19 protein-coding genes are annotated in these 18,638 nt (G+C 57.1%); 3 read left to right on the top strand and 16 right to left on the bottom strand.

The features are described from left to right. Positions 1–179: 179 nt before the first annotated feature. Both OZ656_RS08785 and OZ656_RS08780 read right to left on the bottom strand, forming a co-directional pair. Entirely contained in the window at positions 180–1,643 is a 1,464-nt protein-coding gene (locus OZ656_RS08785) for a DASS family sodium-coupled anion symporter (protein WP_153741417.1), read from the bottom strand. A 30-nt stretch (positions 1,644–1,673) separates the two neighbouring features. After that, positions 1,674–1,994 carry a TraR/DksA C4-type zinc finger protein gene (locus OZ656_RS08780; RefSeq protein WP_153741418.1) on the bottom strand — a complete coding sequence of 107 codons (321 nt, stop codon included), beginning with the start codon at positions 1,992–1,994 and terminating at the stop codon, positions 1,674–1,676. A gap of 145 nt (positions 1,995–2,139) precedes the next feature. Between OZ656_RS08780 and OZ656_RS08775 the strand changes: the two genes are divergently transcribed. The 3 genes from OZ656_RS08775 (at position 2,140) to OZ656_RS08765 (ending at position 6,171) form a co-directional block, all read left to right on the top strand. Then, on the top strand, positions 2,140–2,496 hold the full coding sequence (locus OZ656_RS08775; RefSeq protein ID WP_153741419.1) for a phasin family protein: 357 nt from the start codon (positions 2,140–2,142) through the stop codon (positions 2,494–2,496). Between the two features lie 70 nt (positions 2,497–2,566). Further along, positions 2,567–4,366 (top strand): alpha/beta hydrolase, encoded by a 1,800-nt coding sequence (locus OZ656_RS08770; protein WP_199452167.1) that lies wholly within the window; start codon positions 2,567–2,569, stop codon positions 4,364–4,366. An 80-nt stretch (positions 4,367–4,446) separates the two neighbouring features. Beyond that, a complete protein-coding gene (locus OZ656_RS08765; protein WP_153741421.1) occupies positions 4,447–6,171 on the top strand; it encodes a diguanylate cyclase domain-containing protein in 1,725 nt (574 codons plus the stop codon). A gap of 41 nt (positions 6,172–6,212) precedes the next feature. Here OZ656_RS08765 and OZ656_RS08760 read toward each other — a convergent pair whose 3' ends face one another. The 14 genes from OZ656_RS08760 to OZ656_RS08695 form a co-directional block, all read right to left on the bottom strand. Further along, a complete protein-coding gene (locus tag OZ656_RS08760) occupies positions 6,213–7,187 on the bottom strand; it encodes an AgmX/PglI C-terminal domain-containing protein (RefSeq protein WP_153741422.1) in 975 nt (324 codons plus the stop codon). A 5-nt stretch (positions 7,188–7,192) separates the two neighbouring features. Then, the gene (locus OZ656_RS08755; protein ID WP_153741423.1) at positions 7,193–7,693 is read right to left on the bottom strand and encodes a biopolymer transporter ExbD; all 501 of its coding nucleotides are present in this window, start codon (positions 7,691–7,693) and stop codon (positions 7,193–7,195) included. Beyond that, positions 7,690–8,202 (bottom strand): biopolymer transporter ExbD, encoded by a 513-nt coding sequence (locus OZ656_RS08750; RefSeq protein WP_153741424.1) that lies wholly within the window; start codon positions 8,200–8,202, stop codon positions 7,690–7,692. The genes OZ656_RS08755 and OZ656_RS08750 overlap by 4 nt, the downstream gene beginning before the upstream one ends. A gap of 25 nt (positions 8,203–8,227) precedes the next feature. Continuing rightward, on the bottom strand, positions 8,228–8,935 hold the full coding sequence (locus OZ656_RS08745; protein WP_141066858.1) for a MotA/TolQ/ExbB proton channel family protein: 708 nt from the start codon (positions 8,933–8,935) through the stop codon (positions 8,228–8,230). Between the two features lie 133 nt (positions 8,936–9,068). Beyond that, a complete protein-coding gene (locus tag OZ656_RS08740) occupies positions 9,069–9,380 on the bottom strand; it encodes a hypothetical protein (RefSeq protein WP_183578911.1) in 312 nt (103 codons plus the stop codon). Positions 9,381–9,395: 15 nt separating this feature from the next. Beyond that, positions 9,396–9,965, bottom strand: coding sequence for a tetratricopeptide repeat protein (locus tag OZ656_RS08735; protein ID WP_153741425.1), 570 nt, complete (start codon positions 9,963–9,965; stop codon positions 9,396–9,398). Then, positions 9,952–12,834, bottom strand: coding sequence for a tetratricopeptide repeat protein (locus OZ656_RS08730; RefSeq protein WP_278350915.1), 2,883 nt, complete (start codon positions 12,832–12,834; stop codon positions 9,952–9,954). The genes OZ656_RS08735 and OZ656_RS08730 overlap by 14 nt, the downstream gene beginning before the upstream one ends. Further along, positions 12,827–14,761, bottom strand: a complete 1,935-nt coding sequence (locus OZ656_RS08725; RefSeq protein WP_278350916.1) for a lipopolysaccharide assembly protein LapB — start codon at positions 14,759–14,761, stop codon at positions 12,827–12,829. The genes OZ656_RS08730 and OZ656_RS08725 overlap by 8 nt, the downstream gene beginning before the upstream one ends. Before the next feature lie 20 nt (positions 14,762–14,781). Next, on the bottom strand, positions 14,782–15,333 hold the full coding sequence (locus OZ656_RS08720; protein ID WP_121206775.1) for an AraC family transcriptional regulator: 552 nt from the start codon (positions 15,331–15,333) through the stop codon (positions 14,782–14,784). 19 nt (positions 15,334–15,352) lie between these two features. Further along, the gene (locus OZ656_RS08715) at positions 15,353–16,471 is read right to left on the bottom strand and encodes a DUF3570 domain-containing protein (RefSeq protein ID WP_278350943.1); all 1,119 of its coding nucleotides are present in this window, start codon (positions 16,469–16,471) and stop codon (positions 15,353–15,355) included. Positions 16,472–16,499: 28 nt separating this feature from the next. Next, entirely contained in the window at positions 16,500–16,736 is a 237-nt protein-coding gene (locus tag OZ656_RS08710) for a DUF4266 domain-containing protein (protein WP_014421175.1), read from the bottom strand. Between the two features lie 19 nt (positions 16,737–16,755). Then, positions 16,756–17,259 (bottom strand): TlpA disulfide reductase family protein, encoded by a 504-nt coding sequence (locus OZ656_RS08705; RefSeq protein ID WP_031210487.1) that lies wholly within the window; start codon positions 17,257–17,259, stop codon positions 16,756–16,758. Between the two features lie 12 nt (positions 17,260–17,271). Continuing rightward, positions 17,272–17,916 carry an outer membrane beta-barrel domain-containing protein gene (locus tag OZ656_RS08700; RefSeq protein WP_014421172.1) on the bottom strand — a complete coding sequence of 215 codons (645 nt, stop codon included), beginning with the start codon at positions 17,914–17,916 and terminating at the stop codon, positions 17,272–17,274. Then, positions 17,886–18,638 (bottom strand): SH3 domain-containing protein, encoded by a 753-nt coding sequence (locus OZ656_RS08695; protein WP_153741427.1) that lies wholly within the window; start codon positions 18,636–18,638, stop codon positions 17,886–17,888. Before OZ656_RS08695 ends, OZ656_RS08700 begins: the two co-directional genes overlap by 31 nt.

Below are 18,638 nucleotides of genomic sequence, written 5' to 3'. Positions count from 1 at the left end.
TCCCTGTTTTTATTAGACGTGCAACTTATCGGGTTACATGTTGTTACCGTACGATACCGAAATCGCAACTGGCTTAAAGATAACTGTGCCTCAAATCTGTCGCTGCAGAAGGGGCCTCCGGGAACCGGTATGAGAACTGGTTCAAGACCGGAGGCAAAGCCATGAAGTGGCGGGGAGCATCAGAGCGAGAACACCAACCCCAGCAACCCGTAAGTGATGAGAGTGACGACCACAATGCCCATCAGATTCAGGGCAAAACCCGCTTTGATCATGTCCGAAATCTGCATGTGACCGCTGGAGAAGACAATCGCGTTAGGCGGCGTGGCTACCGGCATCATGAAGGCGCAACTGGCTGCAATCGCGGCGGGAACCGTCAGTAGCAATGGTGACACCTCCTGCGCCATGGCAAGCGCTCCCAGTAATGGCAAAAAGGCGGCGGCAGTAGCGGTATTGCTGGTGACTTCGGTCAGGAAGATAATTACAGAAGCCACAATTACCATCATGACGATGGTCGGCAATACACCAGCCACGCCCAGACTGCCGGCGATCCATTCCGCAAGACCGGAGCTGCTGATTACCCCCGCCATGGCCAGGCCACCGCCGAAGAGCAACAGTACTCCCCAGGGCAATTTGTTGGCGGAATCCCAATCCAGCACAAACGTGCCTTGACGGGTATCTACCGGGATAAGGAACATGGCGATCGCTGCCGCGATTGCGATGCCGGTATCACTCAACCAGGGCATCAGACTGGCAGACAACAGCGGGCGAAAAATCCACGCCGTTGCCGTGATGACAAATACCACGGCCACCAAACGCTCTCCCCGGCTCATGACTCCGAGTTTGGCCAGTTCATCCCGAATCATCTGGCCGCTGTCCGATGCCTGACCAATCCCGAAATCCCTCCGGGTCAGCCACCACCAGGTCAGCACCAGCATTACCAGAGTGACCGGAACCCCCAGCACCATCCACTGGGCAAAGCCCACCGAGATGCCCTGGTTTTCACTCAGATAGGCCGCCAGCAAAGCATTGGGCGGGGTCCCGATCAGCGTCGCAATACCACCAATGCTTGCGGAGTAGGCGATGGCCAAAAGCAGCGCTGTTGCATATTTCCGAACACCCTCCGGGTTCGAGTTGTCCATCATCGCTACCACGGACAAGCCAATGGGCAGCATCATGATAGCGGTTGCGGTATTACTCACCCACATGCTCAAAAAAGCCGTCGCCAGCATGAAGCCGGCAATCTGTCGCTTGGGCTGATCACCCATGGCTTTGAGCGTCAGCAAGGCAATACGCCGATGAAGATTCCATCGCTGCATCGCCAGGCCCAGGGTAAACCCACCGAGAAACAGGAAGATGATCGGATTGGCATAGGGCGCCGTTGCCTGCCCGATAGTGCCAAGCCCAAGCGCGGGTACCAGCACGATCGGTAAAAGGGCTGTGGCCGGGATCGGTATCGCTTCGGTGGACCACCAGGTGGCCATCAGCAGCATAAGCCCCAGCGCCGCCCAGGCCTCCGCCCCCATGGAACCCGGCGCTGGCAGGACCAGCGTTGCCAGGAGGAACGCCACACCCAGAATCAGACCAGTTATCTGACTCTTCGGTAGCCCGGAACGGGCTCCGTCGTTGCGTTGCACTTCAGCCATTGTTCATCCTGTGCTTTTGCGTCCAAGTTGTCAGTCTGACGCGCAATCTACACAAACCGTGGTATACGGCAATACCTGAAGCCGCCTGGGATCGATGTCGTTACCACACTGCTCGCATTCGTTGCCGACGCCCTGGTCTATCCGCTCCAGGGCGTGATCAATCTGCTGGAGTTCCGATCGCGTTTCCGCTTCCAGGGAATCCACTACCTCATCGTTCTGGGTCTGGCTCGCCTGCTCTTCGAAATCCTTTTCCAATGCCCCCGCCTCCCTGCGCTGATGCGCCTGGTAGCGGGCCAGCCTGGCTTCAAGGTCTGCTTTCAGGGTTTCCAGCTCGGATTTTCGGTTTGCCATCGGATGTCTCCCGGATCTATCTGTTATCAGATTAACTATAGACTAGGAGATAGGGTGAAAGCCGGTTTGACGCCTGTCAAAATCATGTCATCGAAGCTGAGCTAAACTACCCGTTCCGACAATCACTACAAAGGAGTTGTAACGAATGAATCAGGATATGATCAACAAGGCCAACCGCCTCAACGAAACCCTTTTCACCCAGTTCAGCAAGGCCGCCGAGATGCAGATGGATGCGTTTCGTCGTTATGCCGATGTTGCCATGGACCAGGCCAGAAAGGTCTCTGAGGTTCGTGATCTGGATGGGCTGAAGCAACTGACCACCAACCAGGCTGAGACCCTCAAATCCCTGAGTGACCAGTTCACCCAGGACTGGAAAGCCTGGCAGGATTACTTCAGCGAAACCCGTGATCAGGTGCAGAAGGTCTTCGAACAGGAATCGAGCGAACCAGCCAAAGAGAAAGCACCAGCCGCCAAGGCCAGCGGTTCCAAATCGGCAGCCTGACAAGCAACACCAAAACCGGTCGGAATGGCACTCATTCCGGCCGTTTTTTATTCAGAGGCAGGAGAGCCCCATGTTCGGTCTGGATTTCGTGAGCAAAACCGCCACCCATCTGGTGAAAACCTTTGAGGACAACGTCCGCCAGGGCCAGCAACAGCTGGAAAAGTGGCTCGGTGACACCGGCATGATGGAGGACACCAAACTCTCCACACTGAGCGAAATCTCGGACGCCTATCGAACCATGGCCGAGGATCTGCTGCTGCACCCGCTCCGGTTCGCCAGTGCAGAAATCGATCTTGCCCGCAAACACCTGGGGCTGGCTCGCTACACACTGACCAGACTCACCGGCCAACCTACAGAACCAGTCGCCGAACCGGACCCGGACGACCGGCGCTTCCTGGCGGAGGACTGGCACCGGCATCTGTCCTTTGATGTGCTCCAACAGGCCTATCTGATCAACTCCCGTGCTTTCCTGAGTTGGGTTGAAGGTATGGAGGGGCTCCCCGGCCCAGGTCGCGACCAGATGCTGTTCTACGCCCGTCAGTTGACGAGCGCGCTTTCACCTTCCAACTACCCGCTGACCAACCCGGAAGTCCTGCGGATAACCTGGGAACGAAAGGGCATGAATCTGGTGGATGGGGCCCGCAACCTGGTAGACGATATCCGGCAGAACCCGAATCTGTTCAACGTCGCCATGACCGACCGTTCAGCCTTTGAGGTGGGCGGCAACCTGGCAACAACGCCTGGCAAAGTGGTGTATCAGAATGAACTGATGCAATTGATCCAGTACTCGCCAACAACAGACACCGTGGCCCAGCGCCCGCTTCTGATCGTTCCTCCCTGGATCAACAAGTACTACATTCTCGACCTCACCGAACGCAATTCCTTCATTCGCTGGCTGGTAGACCAGGGCCAGACGGTGTTTGTGATTTCCTGGCGGAATCCCGGGCCAGCCCAGAAAAACAGGGGCTGGGACGACTACATGGAGTTAGGCCCGCTGGCTGCCATTGATGCTGTCACTGAAGCGACCGGCGAGCAACAGATGAATGCCATCGGCTACTGCATTGGCGGCACCCTGCTCGGAACCACGATGGCCTGGTTGGAAAAAAAACAACGTAACCCGATCGTCAGCACCACCTATCTGACCACCCTGCTGGATTTTTCAGACCCCGGCGGCATCGGCGTCTTCATTAACGATCACTCAATCCGCGGTATCGAACGAACCATGGAGCGCAAAGGCTACCTGGATGGCCGGGCCATGGCCTTTACCTTCAATCTGCTGCGGGAAAACGATCTGTTCTGGTCCTACTGGACCAACAACTACCTCAAAGGCCTGAAACCCAAAGCCTTCGACCTGCTGTACTGGAATACCGACGGCACCAACCTCCCCGCCAGAATGCACAGCTACTACCTTCGGGAAATGTACCTGCATAACCGACTGGTGCAGCCGGATGCCCTCACGATTGCGGGTGAAAGCATTGATCTTTCCGCCATCAGGGTACCTTCCTTCTTCCTTTCCGCCCGCCAGGACCATATCGCTAAATGGAAAACGACTTATCGGGGCGCCGGGGTTTACGGCGGCGATGTGCGATTCGTTCTGTCCGGTTCCGGCCATATTGCCGGGGTCATTAATCCCCCTTACAAGGAAAAATACGGGTACTGGACCAATAACCAATTGCCAGGCTCGCCGGATGACTGGTTTGATAGCGCAGAACATCACCCTGGATCCTGGTGGCCACACTGGCGTGAATGGCTGGCGACATTCGAGGGAGAGCAAGTTCAGCCCCGTCAGCCCGGGGAAGGCCCGCTTGAGGCGATTGAGGACGCGCCTGGAAGCTACGTAAAAGTTAAGGCATCGGAAGCCGGGGGTTGATAGACTTCAATATAAATGAGCGAAGGTTCACTTTTACCGAATTCTTCGCAACAGACAGACCAAGAATAACAGGAGTGCCCATGGGGCAGCCGCTTCCGATATCACGCATTATGCACACGGGCGTCCTGCTTCAGTGTGAGCTGGACACAACCATTGCCGATGCGGCTGCCCGGATGTCCGAAACCTCGGTCAGTTCCATTTTGATTACCGATGGCGGAACGGTTGTTGGTATCTGGACAGAACATGACGCCCTGGCGATCGACTTTACAGACCCTGAAACATTCCGGCAGCCGGTAAGTACGGTGATGAGCTCACCTGTGCTGTCCCTGCCCGAGACTCTGGATGCCGGTGAAGCCGCGGTTCGTTTGCGTGATACCGGAAAACGCCATTTTCTGGTGACTAACAGTAGCGGCAAACCGGTCGGGATCCTTTCCCAGACCGACCTGGCCCTCAACCAGGGCCTGGAACCCTACTTGCGACTGCGGGAAGTGCGGGCGGCCGTACCGCGCCCGCCACTGGTGGTTCGGGGCGACCAGTCTCTGGCGGAAGTGGCCAGTTACATGCATCGCCATCATGCCGATGCGGTGGTGGTCGATTGCGACGAAGAAGGTTTGGGGATTCTGACCGAGCGGGATATGGTCCGGTTTATTGCACGCCACACCAGCAACACCCTGGTCAATGAATTGGCGACCCGGCCTCTGCTCACCGTAAACGAAGAAGACCCGCTGATTCACGCCCGCGATCTGCTGATAGATCATCGCATCCGCCATCTTGCCGTGGTCAATCAGCTTGGAGAGGTTACCGGCCTGATCGGTTATCACGACATGCTGACCGGCGCTGAGCAAATGTATCTGGACGATCTTCGCGAAGCCCTCGAACAAAGGGATCAGGCCCTGGCCAAATCGAGGCGAACCCTGCAACTGGCGGAGCGGGTCATTGAATCGTCTTTTGAAGGCATAATGGTGACCGACAAAGACGTCTGCATTGAATTCGTCAACCCGGCATTCACCCAACTGACCGGTTATACCGCCGAAGAGGTCATCGGTCGGTCACCGGATCTGCTCTCATCCGGGCGCCACGACAGCGAGTTCTACCGGCGCATGTGGAATTCCCTGGAAACCCACGGCTACTGGCGCGGAGAAATCTGGAATCGCCGAAAAACCGGTGAGCTTTATCTGGAACTTCTGACCATCACCGCAATCACCGACGATGACGGCAATACCACACATTACGCGGGCCTGTTCACGGATATCACGCAAAATCGCAGGAACGAGGAACAGATCCGACAGCTAGCCTACTACGATGCCCTCACCGGTGTGCCGAACCGACGATTGCTGGAAGACCGGCTGGAGCACGCCATTCGCCATGCCCATCGCAAGGAAATGCTGCTTGCAGTGATGTTTATGGATCTGGACCGTTTCAAGGAAGTGAACGACACGCTGGGCCATGCGGTGGGGGATGACCTGTTGCTTCAGTTCACTACCAGGGTAAAAGACTGCCTGCGGGAAGACGACACACTCGCCCGACTTGGAGGCGACGAGTTTATTGTGCTGCTACCGGAGATGGAACGGCTATCCGACGTGTTTGCCGTGGCCGACAGGCTGATTGAAGCAAACAAACGGCCCTATCAGATCAACGGCAACCAGATAAACGTGGGTTCAAGCATTGGCATCAGCCTGTATCCGGAAGACGGTACCACCGTTCAGGAACTGATCAACGGCGCCGACATCGCCATGTATCGTGCCAAGCGGGAGGGGCGAAACCGCTACAAGCTGTTTGCGCCCCACACTGTCGAAAGCGCCTGATCAGGAGCGATCCTTCACCACCCCTGATCCGGAGCCAACCGTCAGCTCGACAACAGCTCGATCGGATAACGAATGGTGGTCTTGTCGACTCCTGGTCGTGCTCCAAAGTCTACCAGCCGCAACCGGTTGCAGATCTTGTTCTCAAGTGCCGGTTCGTTGAGTGTTGACTCCACAACCGAGCAACTGGACACCGCACCATTCGGCTCGATAACCAGTTCGGGCGTGATACTGCCCTGCAGCGAGGGTTTTCGGCGCAGCTCGCGATTGTAGATGCTGTAAATGGCGGACTTGTTGGCATCCATGGTGCGGCGCAACTCCTCCCGGCTACGCGATTTCGAGGCAGTTTCCTGCTGCTCCCTGCGCACCGTCTCTTTTACCGCAGCCACACGTTCCGCCTCGGCCACCTCCGCGCGCTCCCGTTCTGCCAGGGCAAGCTCACGGGTTTCCCGGCTCAAAGCGATTTCATTCACACCACTACTGCGGGTGTTTTCGGTAGCACGGGAAGCCAGGGTATCACCGGTCTTCCTGGCGATCGGCTCGGCCGTATTGGTAACCGGACTATCCAGTTTGACCGATTCCGCCAGCGAACTGATCTTCGACAGCTCGTTGCCCATGGCAAGAATCCCGGTGTTTTTCGCCTTTTCCCGAGCCTTGGCCACTTCTTCCGGTTTGGGCTCTGGTTCCGGTTTTTCAGCCACTTCCGGTTCTGGAACAACCGGCGCTGGAGCGGGTTCGGGTTTTGGCTCAGGCTTCGCCTGCTCCACCGGCTTTTCCTCAGGCTTTGGCGGCTCAGGCTCTGGCAATACCGGCTTGGGTGGCTCCTTTTTCTCAACAATCAGCTTCGCCAACTGGGGCGGCAAGGCTTCCTGTTCCTGCCGATCCTGTTCCGGCAACTCAACCCAACTCACATAGCCCGCGAAAACCAGAAACAGGGGCACCACGACAACCGCCGCCGCCAACAGTCTCTTGCGCTCTCCCCTCTCCTGATTCCAGGGCAATCCGTAGCGATAATCCATTAGCTTCAGGCCCCCTGTTCCGTGCGCTGATTAACCGCCAGGGAAATGCTGGCATAACCGGCGTCCACACAGGTGGACATGATTTTCTTGAGCAGCTCGTAAGGAAGTTCCCGGTCCGCAAGAATGGTAATGGGGCGACCTGCCTCCGGTGCTGGCCCCGACGAACGACTGGCCTGGTAGTCGAGCTCCTGCTTCAGCGATGGCTCAACCTGCCCCTCGAAGGTCTGGAACGCGTCGCGTTTCACCACCAGCCGGCCGTTCACCAGGATATCCCGGTCGGTCACGGTTAGTGCCAGTACATCACCCGGGGGTTGTTGGGCAGTCGAATCGGGCAATTTGATGGTGTTGTTCTGGTTGAGTACCTGTACGTCAGACGAAGAGTTCACCATCAGGAAGAACACGAGGATGGTAAAAATATCCATCAGCGACACCAGGTTCATTTTTCCCTGGCTTTTGTTGCGCCGGTAATGCCGTTTCAGACGACGGGCTTTCGCGGATTCTTTCATGAACTTACCTCCGCGGTGCCCGAGGTCTGGGCAGGTGCATCTCCGAGGGAGATTTCGGGGAACAGTTCTGCCTCGACAACACTGCCAGCCACTACGGCTTCATAGGAGCGCACCGTATCCATCACGGAAACCAGAGACTGATAAGAGGTCTGCCGGGACGGCATGATGATCACATCCTTTTTGTCCGGCACCCGACTCTTGATCTCTTTCATGACATCCTTGAGCAGAGGAAAATCATACTCGCCCTCACGCCGGGGTATGTCCTTGATGACGCCGCCCTGGTTATCTGCAACAACCAGCCGATCTTCATAGATCACAACCTGGATCTGCAGTTCTTCAGCCTGCTCTGCCGACAGGCTCTCGCCGGTCGGAAAGTTGAGTTCCAGAACGCTGGTGTGGGCAAACACCATATTCAGCAGCAGTACCGGCACCAGCACAATCATGAGATTCATGAAGGGCGTGATGTCGAGATCTGCCTCACTTTGTAGGCGACGATGCTTCCGTCTCATGGCCTGACATCCTTCTGGCTGGTTATCAGGCCGGGCTACCGGCCGGTGTCGCTACCTGTGCCGTCGCAGCGGCAGTCTGACCCTGTGGTTGTGCACCGGACTTGTTGCCGGAGCCATCGCTAAGGAGGTTCAGAACCTTGATGCCGGCCATCTCGAAGCTATCAACAATCTCGTTGGTCTTGGTTTGCAGCAGCGAATGGATCAGCAGCATCGGAATGGCTGACATCAGGCCAAACGCTGTCGTGTTCATGGCGACCGAGATACTCTGGGACAACAGGCTCGCTTTCTGGGCCGGATCCGCTGCGGCTACTGCGGTAAAGGCAGCAATCAGACCGATAATGGTACCAAGCAGGCCCAGCAGCGTGGCGATGTTGGCCAGTGTTGCCAGGTACTGTGTGCGCTTTTCCAGCCGAGGCATAACATCCAGCAACCCCTCTTCCATGGCGTATTCGATCTCTTCGCGACCCTGGCGGCGGGCGAGGCGCTGAAGGCCGAAGCCGATCATGGTGGACATGGCACTACCGGACTCCTGAGTGTAATTCAGGGCGCCCTTCAGATCGCGCTTTGCAATCATCTGATGCAGGCGGTTGAAATCCCGACGGTTGGTCAGTTTCTGGGCGGAAAGGTAGACGTAACGTTCAATGGCAACAATGAGTCCGATGATCAGCACAACGGCGATCGGAAACATAAAAAAGCCACCTTCCTGGAAGAAGCGAACGGCGGTATCGATCATTTTCTGGGCACTCCATGGTCCGTTTTCAGATCAGTCTATTCGCGAGCTCGCCCGGACAGGGTAAGTTCGCGCAAGTCTGTGTGAGGGTTTGTTTATTTTTGCGCAAGAACACAGAGCAGATGTGAGGAATGTCTCACTCTGGCGATTCATCTGCCGGTTGTGTCTGTTTCAGGAATTCGTTGTGGTATTGCACCAGCCTCTGGAATTCATATCGTTCCAGCGGCGCAATCCCCTGATTAACCATGAGCCGCTCGTCTGGCGCCCGAAGTTGTTCAACTTCCGGTGGTTGCCAGGGCACCAGATACATGACCGTGGGCACTTCCTGGTCGCCACGAATGCGGGTACCTTCGATGGTTACCACACCCGGGGTGTCCTGGGCGTAAAGCATGGGCGCCGCAGCTATCAGAGCGGAAGCGGCCAGAATGATCGGCGAAAGACGTTTCATATCAACCTGTCCAAATCAGATTCTGTTTTTCGCATCAAATATCCAGTCTTCCAGTCTCGGGTGCGGTTCTCTGGCAGCCGATTGATAACGCTCATAGAGTTCGATCGCATCGGCAGGGTTACCCAGATAGATATCCAGCAGGAAGGCCAGATTAAGAATCGCAGGCGCGTAATCCGGATCCGCCGCCAACGCAGCTCGGTAATACCGTTCCGCCTCATCGAATTCTCCGGCATTTCGGGCAATCACGCCCAGATGATTCAAAGCCTGGACCTGTTCGGAATTAACCGCCAGCGCGCGCTCAAACCATTCTTTCGCGCTATCGGCGTCCCCTTCCCGGAAAGCAATGATGCCAAGGTTGGCCATGGGGCCGGCTTTGTCCGGATAGTTCCGGGCCAATTGTTCAAAAACGGTCCGGGCTTCGGCAAAGTTGCCCTGCTCCATGGCCTTGACCGCTTCGCTGAATGACGCCTCGAGGACAGCCTGCTCGACCTGAGGATCAGATTCTGGCGGCGTCGGGGCCGTGACACATCCAGACAACGCGACTGACAACAAAAGACAGAGACCACAGGTCTTAATCAAGTTCATAGACAACCCCCGAGGTCACTTCTTCCTTCCGGTAGCGCCCTGGCAGCAGGACTTTCAGGGCCTCGTAGCTGCGCTTGACCCACTCATCGAAAATGCCCTCCCGGGCCCGCCGGATGTTCTGCTCGTGGATATCGATGGCGTTGTCTTCGAATGGATAGGCCTGCTCTTCCAACAAAAGCTCGTACTGGGCCAGCTCAAGCTCACTCAACCCGGAGGGCCGCTCCGAATCCATCAGATCGGCACCGAGGCGTCCATAGATATGGGCAATCTGGTATCCGGCCTCGGTTGCGAACGTCGAAAGGCCGTAACTGGCGGTTTTCTTGTAAGCATTAACTGCCCCTTCAAGCGCATCGGTCTTTGCAGCCATGCTCTCATTCAGTGGCAACGTCAGGCGAATGCTGTCATACCGGGCAAGCGCTTCGCGGGCGAGAATGGCCGAGGCTGACGCGGCAAGGTAGCGCATGCGGTCGTCCGCCGCGTCCGGATTCCGGTCCACCGTTTCCATTTGCTTGCGCAACCAGTAATCTCTTTTTACGGTGTCATCAGCTTGCTGATAGAGCTCAGCCAGCCGATTGGCCGCTTCCATGTAGACATCGGCCGGCTCGGGATGGCTGTTGGCGTAATTCCGCCAGGTATCGATGGCCTTGTCACGGTTTCCGGCCTGATCGTACAGCTCTGCTGCAATCAACAGGTTTTCTCTTCGCTCTTCCGGCGTTGTCGCCAGGGCCACCATTTGCTGAAGTTCGTCGGCTGCTCGCTCCCACTGCGCCGTTTCACGATAGGCCAACGCCAGTTTTGCCGGGACCGTATCAATCAATTCGTGGTCCGGGAAAGCCCTTCGGAAACTGGTCAGCACACCAATGGCCGGTTCCCAGAGATTGGCGGTTATCAGAAGTGAGGCGGCATCGTATTCAGCGTTTGCCCTTAGTGCGGATTCCGGAACCACAGCACCGACTCGCAGGAACTCGCCGACGGCAGCTTCCACATTACCGGCATCGGCCAACTGCTCGGCCTGCCGATAGACCGCGGCGGCCAGATTTTCACGCACCCCGCTTCTTCGCTCATCTTCCTCAGCCATGGTCGCCAGGGCATCACGGTAAGCCTGCTCCGCCTCGGAGTATCGGGCCAGTTCAGAGAGGCTGTGGCCAGACAACAGCAAGGCTTCTGTCGTTAACTCAGCGGAAGGCGTGGGCTGCCAGGTCACAAGCCGGGCCGCCATATTGACGGTCTCTTCCCAGTTGTTCCGGTCAAACTCGTGCTGCAGCGCAATGTAATACACCGCCGGGGCCCTGGGGTCTTCGGGAAATGCATTTGCAAACCGCAGCCGATTCAACTGCTGCAGTTCCTGATAAGCCGCCTGTTCTGATATGGGTAGACTGTTCCAGGTTATTGAATACTCACGGAATGCCAGAACCGACGCATAGCCGGCTTCGGCTGCCCGCCCGGATACGGTGTCCTGCGGGTAGTCATAGGCCACACGCTCGAAAGCGGCGATGGCTTCCGCCCAGTCTTCCAGCTCCAGATAGGTTTCACCCAGAAGGAACAGACGCTCCGGTGTGCGGGGATGATCCGGGAAGGTAGCGGCAAATTCTGCGTAATAACTGGCGGCTTTGCGGTAATGATCATCGGCCTGCTGCTGATCGGAGGCCTCCCCTGCCAACAGGTACTGGCGGTCTGCCAGCTCAGGCAGGAGCTGCTCCAGCTGTTGCCCGATAAAACCGATCGCTTCCGGGCCCGCTGACTGCCAGTAGTCGCTGTAAATTCCGTAACGGCTAACAAAGTCGGCCTTTCGTTCAGGCACAGTACGGGTGAAACCGGCCAGTTCCAGGGTATCGATAATCCGCATGTGGTAGCGAGGCGCCCAGGGACTCGCCGGGTGGTCTTCTATGAAGGCTTCAAAGACGTCGATGGCGTCACCGTATTGTTCTCTCTCGACCAAAAGCCCACTGTAGCGGTCATAAACGAGAATTTCGTATGGACGCCCGCCCGTCTGGCGAAACAGCGCCTGCAGGGTTTCCGCGCCATCAAGGTAAGACAGGGACAGCCCTACGACCCGGAACAGATCCTCGATCAGGGTCTGGCCCCGCCGATCCACATCTTCCACCGGCTGCCCCTCCGGCATCACCAGATCAAGCACTTCTACATAGCTGAACAGGGCTTCCTGGTATTGCGCCTGCTTGAACAGACTCCAGCCCTTCATGTAATGCGCGTTCACCAGAAATGAGGCATCGGCCATACGCTCCTGGCTGGCCAGAGTAACCTCGTCGAAGGCCTGCTCGGCTTCCCGGTATCGGCCATCGATAAACAGCAAATCGCCTCGGCGAAACTGAGCTTCTATCCAGTAGTCAGAATCGGGGTACCGCCGGACCAGAGTATCCAGAGTATCGAGTTGCTGGGGCGTCGCTCCCCGAAGCTCCCAGGCCCTGGCAAGCTGATAATAGATCTTGTCATTGCCCTCGCGCTCCGGGTATTCGGACAGAAGACGCTGGTAGGCCTCGATAGCACCGGCGAGCTCATCGACAGCGGTATCGGCCATTTTCCTCTCCGCCCGCTGGAATTCCAGATCGGCCAGCCGGTGGCGGATGGTAACCTGCTTGCGGGGATCGTCCACCAGCGGCAAAAGCGCCTTGTAGCTTTCCATCACTGTTTCGATGGAGACATCATCCGTGGGGCCGCTGCCAGCCTCTATACCCTGAACCTGACGGGTTTCAGTCGCCGGAAGCGCGGCCAGAGTACCCTCACGGACCCTTGGCATTTCCTCGTCGCCGGCGGGCATCATCGACTGTAACATCTGACAGCCACTGGCCATGAGCAGCGCACCTGCTACGACAAGGCCTTTCACCATCTTTCCAGGAGTCCCGTTACTCATCACCGGCTCCCGGGTTTTGCGATCTACGGAACAGTTGGTCCGCCAACCTGGCCTGGGCATGGCGGGAAGCCACCAGATACCCATTGAGCTCCTCCTGCTGGGCGACAAGCATGCTGTCTACCTGGCTCAGGAGGATTCGCCGGGCGTTGCTCAATGCAACCGCCACCTCTTGGCCAAGGGTGGCGAGTTCGCGCTCGCTGGCAGAAATGCGGCGAGCCAGTTCGGCATGGCGGCCATCGTCGGACATCAGGGTTTCAACCCTCTGCCGCTGGGCCTGGAGGTGCTGCATTTCACGATCCAGCTCCCGCAACTGCTTTTGCGCCGCCCAGCGATTCACGCCATAGTCATCCGCAATCCACCAGTCGAAGTAGGCACGCATTCTCCGGTAAGTCTCACGCTGGCTGGCCGTGGTGGCATCATCAGGCAAGCCCGCCAGCGTTTCTTCAACCTCATTGAGCTTGTCTCTCAGTGCTTTCTGTTCTGCGGTCATGAAGAATTGAACGTCTTCTTCAGCCAACGCAGTGGCGATCGTTTCCCTGAATTCCTCATGCAACGTCTGCCACTGGTCCGCCTGCTGGTTTTCGAGCGCCTGACGGGTTTCCGCAATCCGCACCTGACGCTGTTGTTCGCGGGTTTCCAGCATGATCCGGAAGGATTCAAACCGGGACTGCCGCTCGGCGATAAAGGATTGCATTTGGTAGAGCTCGTTCAATTCTGCAAGCGCCTGCTGGAAAGTCTCCGAAGCCAGCACTTCGGCTATGCCGAAATCGGCAGGCTGGACCCGCAAACGGCCGTAGGAATCCGTGAGAATGCCGTCGCTGTCGCGAGTGAAGTCAAGCTGCGCCATCAGACTCTCTTCAGTGAGCCGATTCCGGATAATGTCCAGCTCCTCAATACGGGCCTGGTAAAGGTCGGCCGCTTGCCTGAAGGCCGGCAATGCTCGCTGTGGTTTGTTCATCTGCTCAAGAACATAGGCCCGGGCGAACGGAACCTGCTGGCGCCATGGCAAAAACAGATCCCTGCTCGACAGCGTATCGAGCGCATCAAGTGCCCGATCCGGCCTGCCCTGCCCGGCCGCCGCTACGGCATAGTCGAAAAGGGCCTGGTCAGCGAATACGCCATTCAGCGGCATGTCGCCAAGGATCTCAAGCGCCGCGTCGAACCGATCATCCCTGAGGTAAAGCCGGGCAAGTGACAGTCGGGCCCTGTCCAACAGGCCTTCGCGTTCGGCCTCAGGTTCGGCGGAATCGGCAGACTGTTGAATGATGGCGATGAGTGTCTGCAGTTCAGCCTCGGCTGTCGCGACGTCTCCCGCGTCCAGAGCGGCGACGGCTGAATTGTATTGCAGGTAAAGGGACCAGATGTCCGTGTCTTCCAGTTGTTCCTTTAGCGACGTCAGCTTCGATTCGTCTTCGATCCTCGAAGACATCATGGCCACTCGTGCTCGCAGATAAACCCACTCCCGATAGAGGTCATGGTTGGCCTCAGCGAGTGCCTCGGCATCCACGCGCTCGAGATTCTCACCGGCCAGCTCACGATTACCTTCCAGGAAAAACACCTTGCCCAGATAGAACCAGGCCTGATTGCGAACATCCGGCGAAAGTGTGCTACCCGTGCCGTCACTACCGAGCAGTTCCGTGAACAATTTGCTGGCCTCACGGGTCATGCCCCAGGACAACATCAGCCCACCCTCTACCAAAGCCGGGTGATCACCATGTCCTTCGATACCGCCTTGCTCACGGGCAACCGCCAGCTGGGTCAGAGCCTCAAAGACATTGCCCTGATGATACTCATACAGAGCCCAACCGTACCGAAGGTCCTTCGCCCGCTCCGGTCGGGGCTCATCGGCCTGGGCCGGAGCAACCATCGTCAGCCATAACAAAGCGCCGGTAAACAATACCGAACGCGTTCGAAATGGTTTGATCACTGTCAATCCCACGGCGCGGCTTACTCCCACTCCACGATGGAAACTGAGGGCTGATAATCGGAAGAGCGATCCTCAACACGGATCTCCAGTGCAGCTGTGCCGGTGCCCTTCTCGAATTCCAGCGACGCTGCCTGTTTGTAAGGCCGCTGATCCGGCCCGATGCCCTCGACGAACGCCGTCACCTGATGGGCTCCGGTCTTCAGGTTGCCCACGTAAAGCCTCTGCATACCGCCGCGTTCAAGTGCTTTCGCCTGACGCTCGGTATAGAGGTGAGAGGCAACGATCTCGTCGTCAACCTTCAGCTTGACCGCATCCAGCTTCAGAAACTTGCCTGCATCCACGCTGAGAAACACTGCAACCTGGGTGTTGGCCGGGAACAGCAGATCCTCCTCAAGGATAAACAGGTCCCGGTTAAGCCGGATAACCTTCTTCTTGAGGGCCTCGACCTGCTCGGCGACCGCGGTCTCGTCCTTCTCCTCCCCGGGATTGGACTGGGCGAAGGCAGGGGCTGTCAGGGCGAGGGTCAATGCCGCTAACAGCGCCGGAAATCGGGAGTTCAAGCAAGTGGCCATGGTCGTTCTTCCTGCATGCTCAGTATTCAAGAATCAATGACGCCCGGGTGACATAGGCATCGAAGGAATAAAGGGGTTCTTCGCCGGGGAGATAGTTTCCGGCCGCGGTGACATCCCGGAAGTTGTCATAATCAAAATTCAGCCAGTCCACCAACAGACTGAACTGCAGACGATCAATGCCCGGAAGCGACGTCTGTTTCCATTCGTACACCGCGCCTACTGCCAGGGTTGTCCCTGAAAGCGAGCTGAGCTCCTTGTCCCGGGCAAGATGGGTCTGGGAGTTCTTGAACGGAAAAAGATCGCTGTAAAAATCCGCCTCGTTCTGGGTGTAATAGCGGACGGAACCTTCAAGGGTCCAGCGCTGGTTCAACCCGTGCACGTAACCCAGTTCCATGGTATGGGCGTTAATACCCCAGGTATCTGAAAAATAGCGGTATTCACCGCGTATTGAGGCGCGATACGGCAGATAGTAAAGCGCTCGCACAGCCACGGAGGTACTGGTTCGGGTTTCCGGATACTGTTCCGGTTGAGTCAGGAACTCCGCTGGATTATCGGGATTAATGTAGCGGTTCACACGATACGGGTTTTGCAGATAACCCTCGTCTGTGACCACTTCGAGGTCCAGGCCTACCAGACTGTTACGGGTAACGACCTGGCTGAGGCCCAGCTGGTAGTTACGACGATCGGCTTCCTCGCTGAAGGAATCATTACCAACCCGACCCACTTCGTCCCAGCCACTGGCATAGCCCATGGTGACCGTGGACATGCCTCCGAAGAATTCCTGGCTCACCGAAAAATAGAGGGTATTGGCTTCGTAATCATTTTCCGTACTGTTGGTATAACCCAGACTCAGAATGGCCTTGTCGTACAGGTAATCCACACCCACGGTGTATTCTGTGCGCTCCTCCTCGTAGGCACTGGCTGTCGCCAATACATCCACCGAGGCAGCAGACACAGAATCCACGTAATACTGACCGGAAAAGGAGACCTGGGGTCCAATGCCTTTGCGGACCAGCACCGATGGGCCATCAATCACCATGCCGCCACCATCGTAACGATGATAGAGCACGTCTACTTTGTCCACGGGTAAGGTCGCCGCTGTGGCGGACTGAACCGTGAGTAACGCCATCAGGGCCATCAGACTGAGTGCAGCAACCCGAAATCTGTCAGTTACAGCCACAGCCACCCCCTGAACCGCCTTCAGCGCCGCGAGCGGATTCTCTGGCCTGATAGACGTGATGCATGTAGGCGTCAGCCGTGCCATGCCTGCTCAGACTCATGACCGGATCCGCCAGATTGTCACGCTCGTAGGGTTTCACCCAGGGTTTTACCGAGCTGCAGCCGGTCGCCATCAGCAGCAGTGCAACCAGAGACAGGGACGACAGGATCGACAAAATTCGCATAGCGGGCACCGTCCAGAAGTTACTCGCGCACCAGTTCGCGAATCTGTTGCTCGTATTCATCCTCGTAACCTGGCTGGTAGCCGTAGTGCAGATATCGGGCATTGCCGTTCCGGTCAATCATCACCGTCGTTGGCATGGCCTGAACCTCATACAGTTCACTGACCGAGCTTTCCGGATCGTAAAGAATCGGATAGTTGACCGGCACCTTGTCGAGGAAACGGAGGGCTTCGTCCCGATTCTCATCCACGTTCACTGCCAGAATGATGAAACCGAGATCCTTGTACTGGCTGTATAGCTCGTCCATCAGGGGCATTTCCTGGCGGCAGGGCCCACACCAGGAAGCCCAGAAGTTGAGCATAACGACCTCGCCCCGATGATCCTCCAGCCGCAGGTTCTCCCCGGAGCGGCTTTCCAGGGTAAAGTCTGGCGCCGGTACGTTAATGGCCTCAGCCGCGGCCAAGGGGCTCGCGCAGGCCAGTACACCCGCCAATGCCAGTCTTGCTATGGATGCTCTCACAGCCATTCCTCCTTAATTTCAGAAAAACACAGACAACCCGGTACTGACCTCGGTATTGACGGAGGTCTTCTCTTCCCCAAGCACATCAATGTCGTAAAAGTGTTGCCGTACCCCAAAATGCACCGACACGCTGTCGGTCAATAAAACCTGATAGCCGGCACCCGCATTCAGGGTGAAACGGGTATCGCCGGCAAACTCCGTGGCCCCTGCCCCGGCAATCAGATAGAAATTGGTGTTGAAGGCGTAATTCTCTGTGAGGAACGCCTCACCCGGCAGCACGTTGTACCCCAGGTTGATGTTATAGTAGCTATAGTCCCGTTCACTGTCGGTCAGCACCTCCACATCTCCGGCCAGCTTCTCGAAACTGGTCTCGCCGCCTTCCGCAAAGCCCACACCTGCTTCGAAAAAGAACGATTCGCTCAGGTGGTATGTCAGCTTGCCGCCGTACAACAGGGACGATTCAAAATCCTCTATGTTCAGCACACCCACAAATGCCCCGATCTCGAAGTTTTCGGTATCGATCAGGGCTTCGGTAACCGGCACCGGCGTCACATCGGGCTCGATCAGCGGGCGGTCTTCCTGCGCCTGTCCTGCCGCAGCGGTGCAAAGGCCTGCCGCAAGGCACAGTGGTTTCAGAAAAAGATGCTTAGTCCGATTTTCCATTCTGTCGCTTCTTCGTTGGTGGACCGGGTCGTGAAGACTTTGTAGTCCTTCACCTCGGCACGGATGAAATATCGATCAGTGATGTAGGCCCTGATTCCAAGGCCGGCATGGCCGATGCTGTTATCACGTTCCTCCGGCTGGGCGAGAGACGCTTTCGGCTCAATCCAGATGTGGCCAATCCCCAGGGTGAAAAAAGGCGATATCCGCCAGTGCGGAAATGGCTGATGCACCAAATTGCCATTAACCATCCGAATCTCGGAGGCACTGCCAAGAATCTGAGACCCCCACAGCTCTGCAGACAGATTCCGGGTCAGCCAAAGACCTCCATAGCCAGCCATCACGGCAGCACCGTCAAACTCGCCCATCATCAAACCGGCTTCTGCCCGTCGCTTCCCGAACGAATCCAGGTCAGGAACCTGGAGGCTCACGGTCTCTCCCGTGACATCCACGGTTTGAGCCAGGTCCGCCACCGACACCCAGCCTTCCCTGCCTCGAGAGTCCATCACCTTGATCCAGCTGGTCTTGCGTTGAAGGATGGTCAGCCACTCCCCTTTCTCACTTGTATGGAACACCGGGTATCCGGATGCCGGGCCCGTCCTCCAGGACAGATAGGCTTCGGTTACCTGCACCCGGGCCACATCCTGGCCCTCCGAGCCCCATAACCCACCGGCCCAACTCTGGGCAGGGAGCAAGAGTAAAATCATGAGAATGGCGATGGGCAT

Origin of the sequence: Marinobacter sp. LM1, assembly GCF_042763285.1 — a bacterium.
In the GTDB taxonomy this organism is placed as follows: domain Bacteria; phylum Pseudomonadota; class Gammaproteobacteria; order Pseudomonadales; family Oleiphilaceae; genus Marinobacter; species Marinobacter nauticus.
This window is presented reverse-complemented; position numbering and strand designations above follow the sequence as displayed.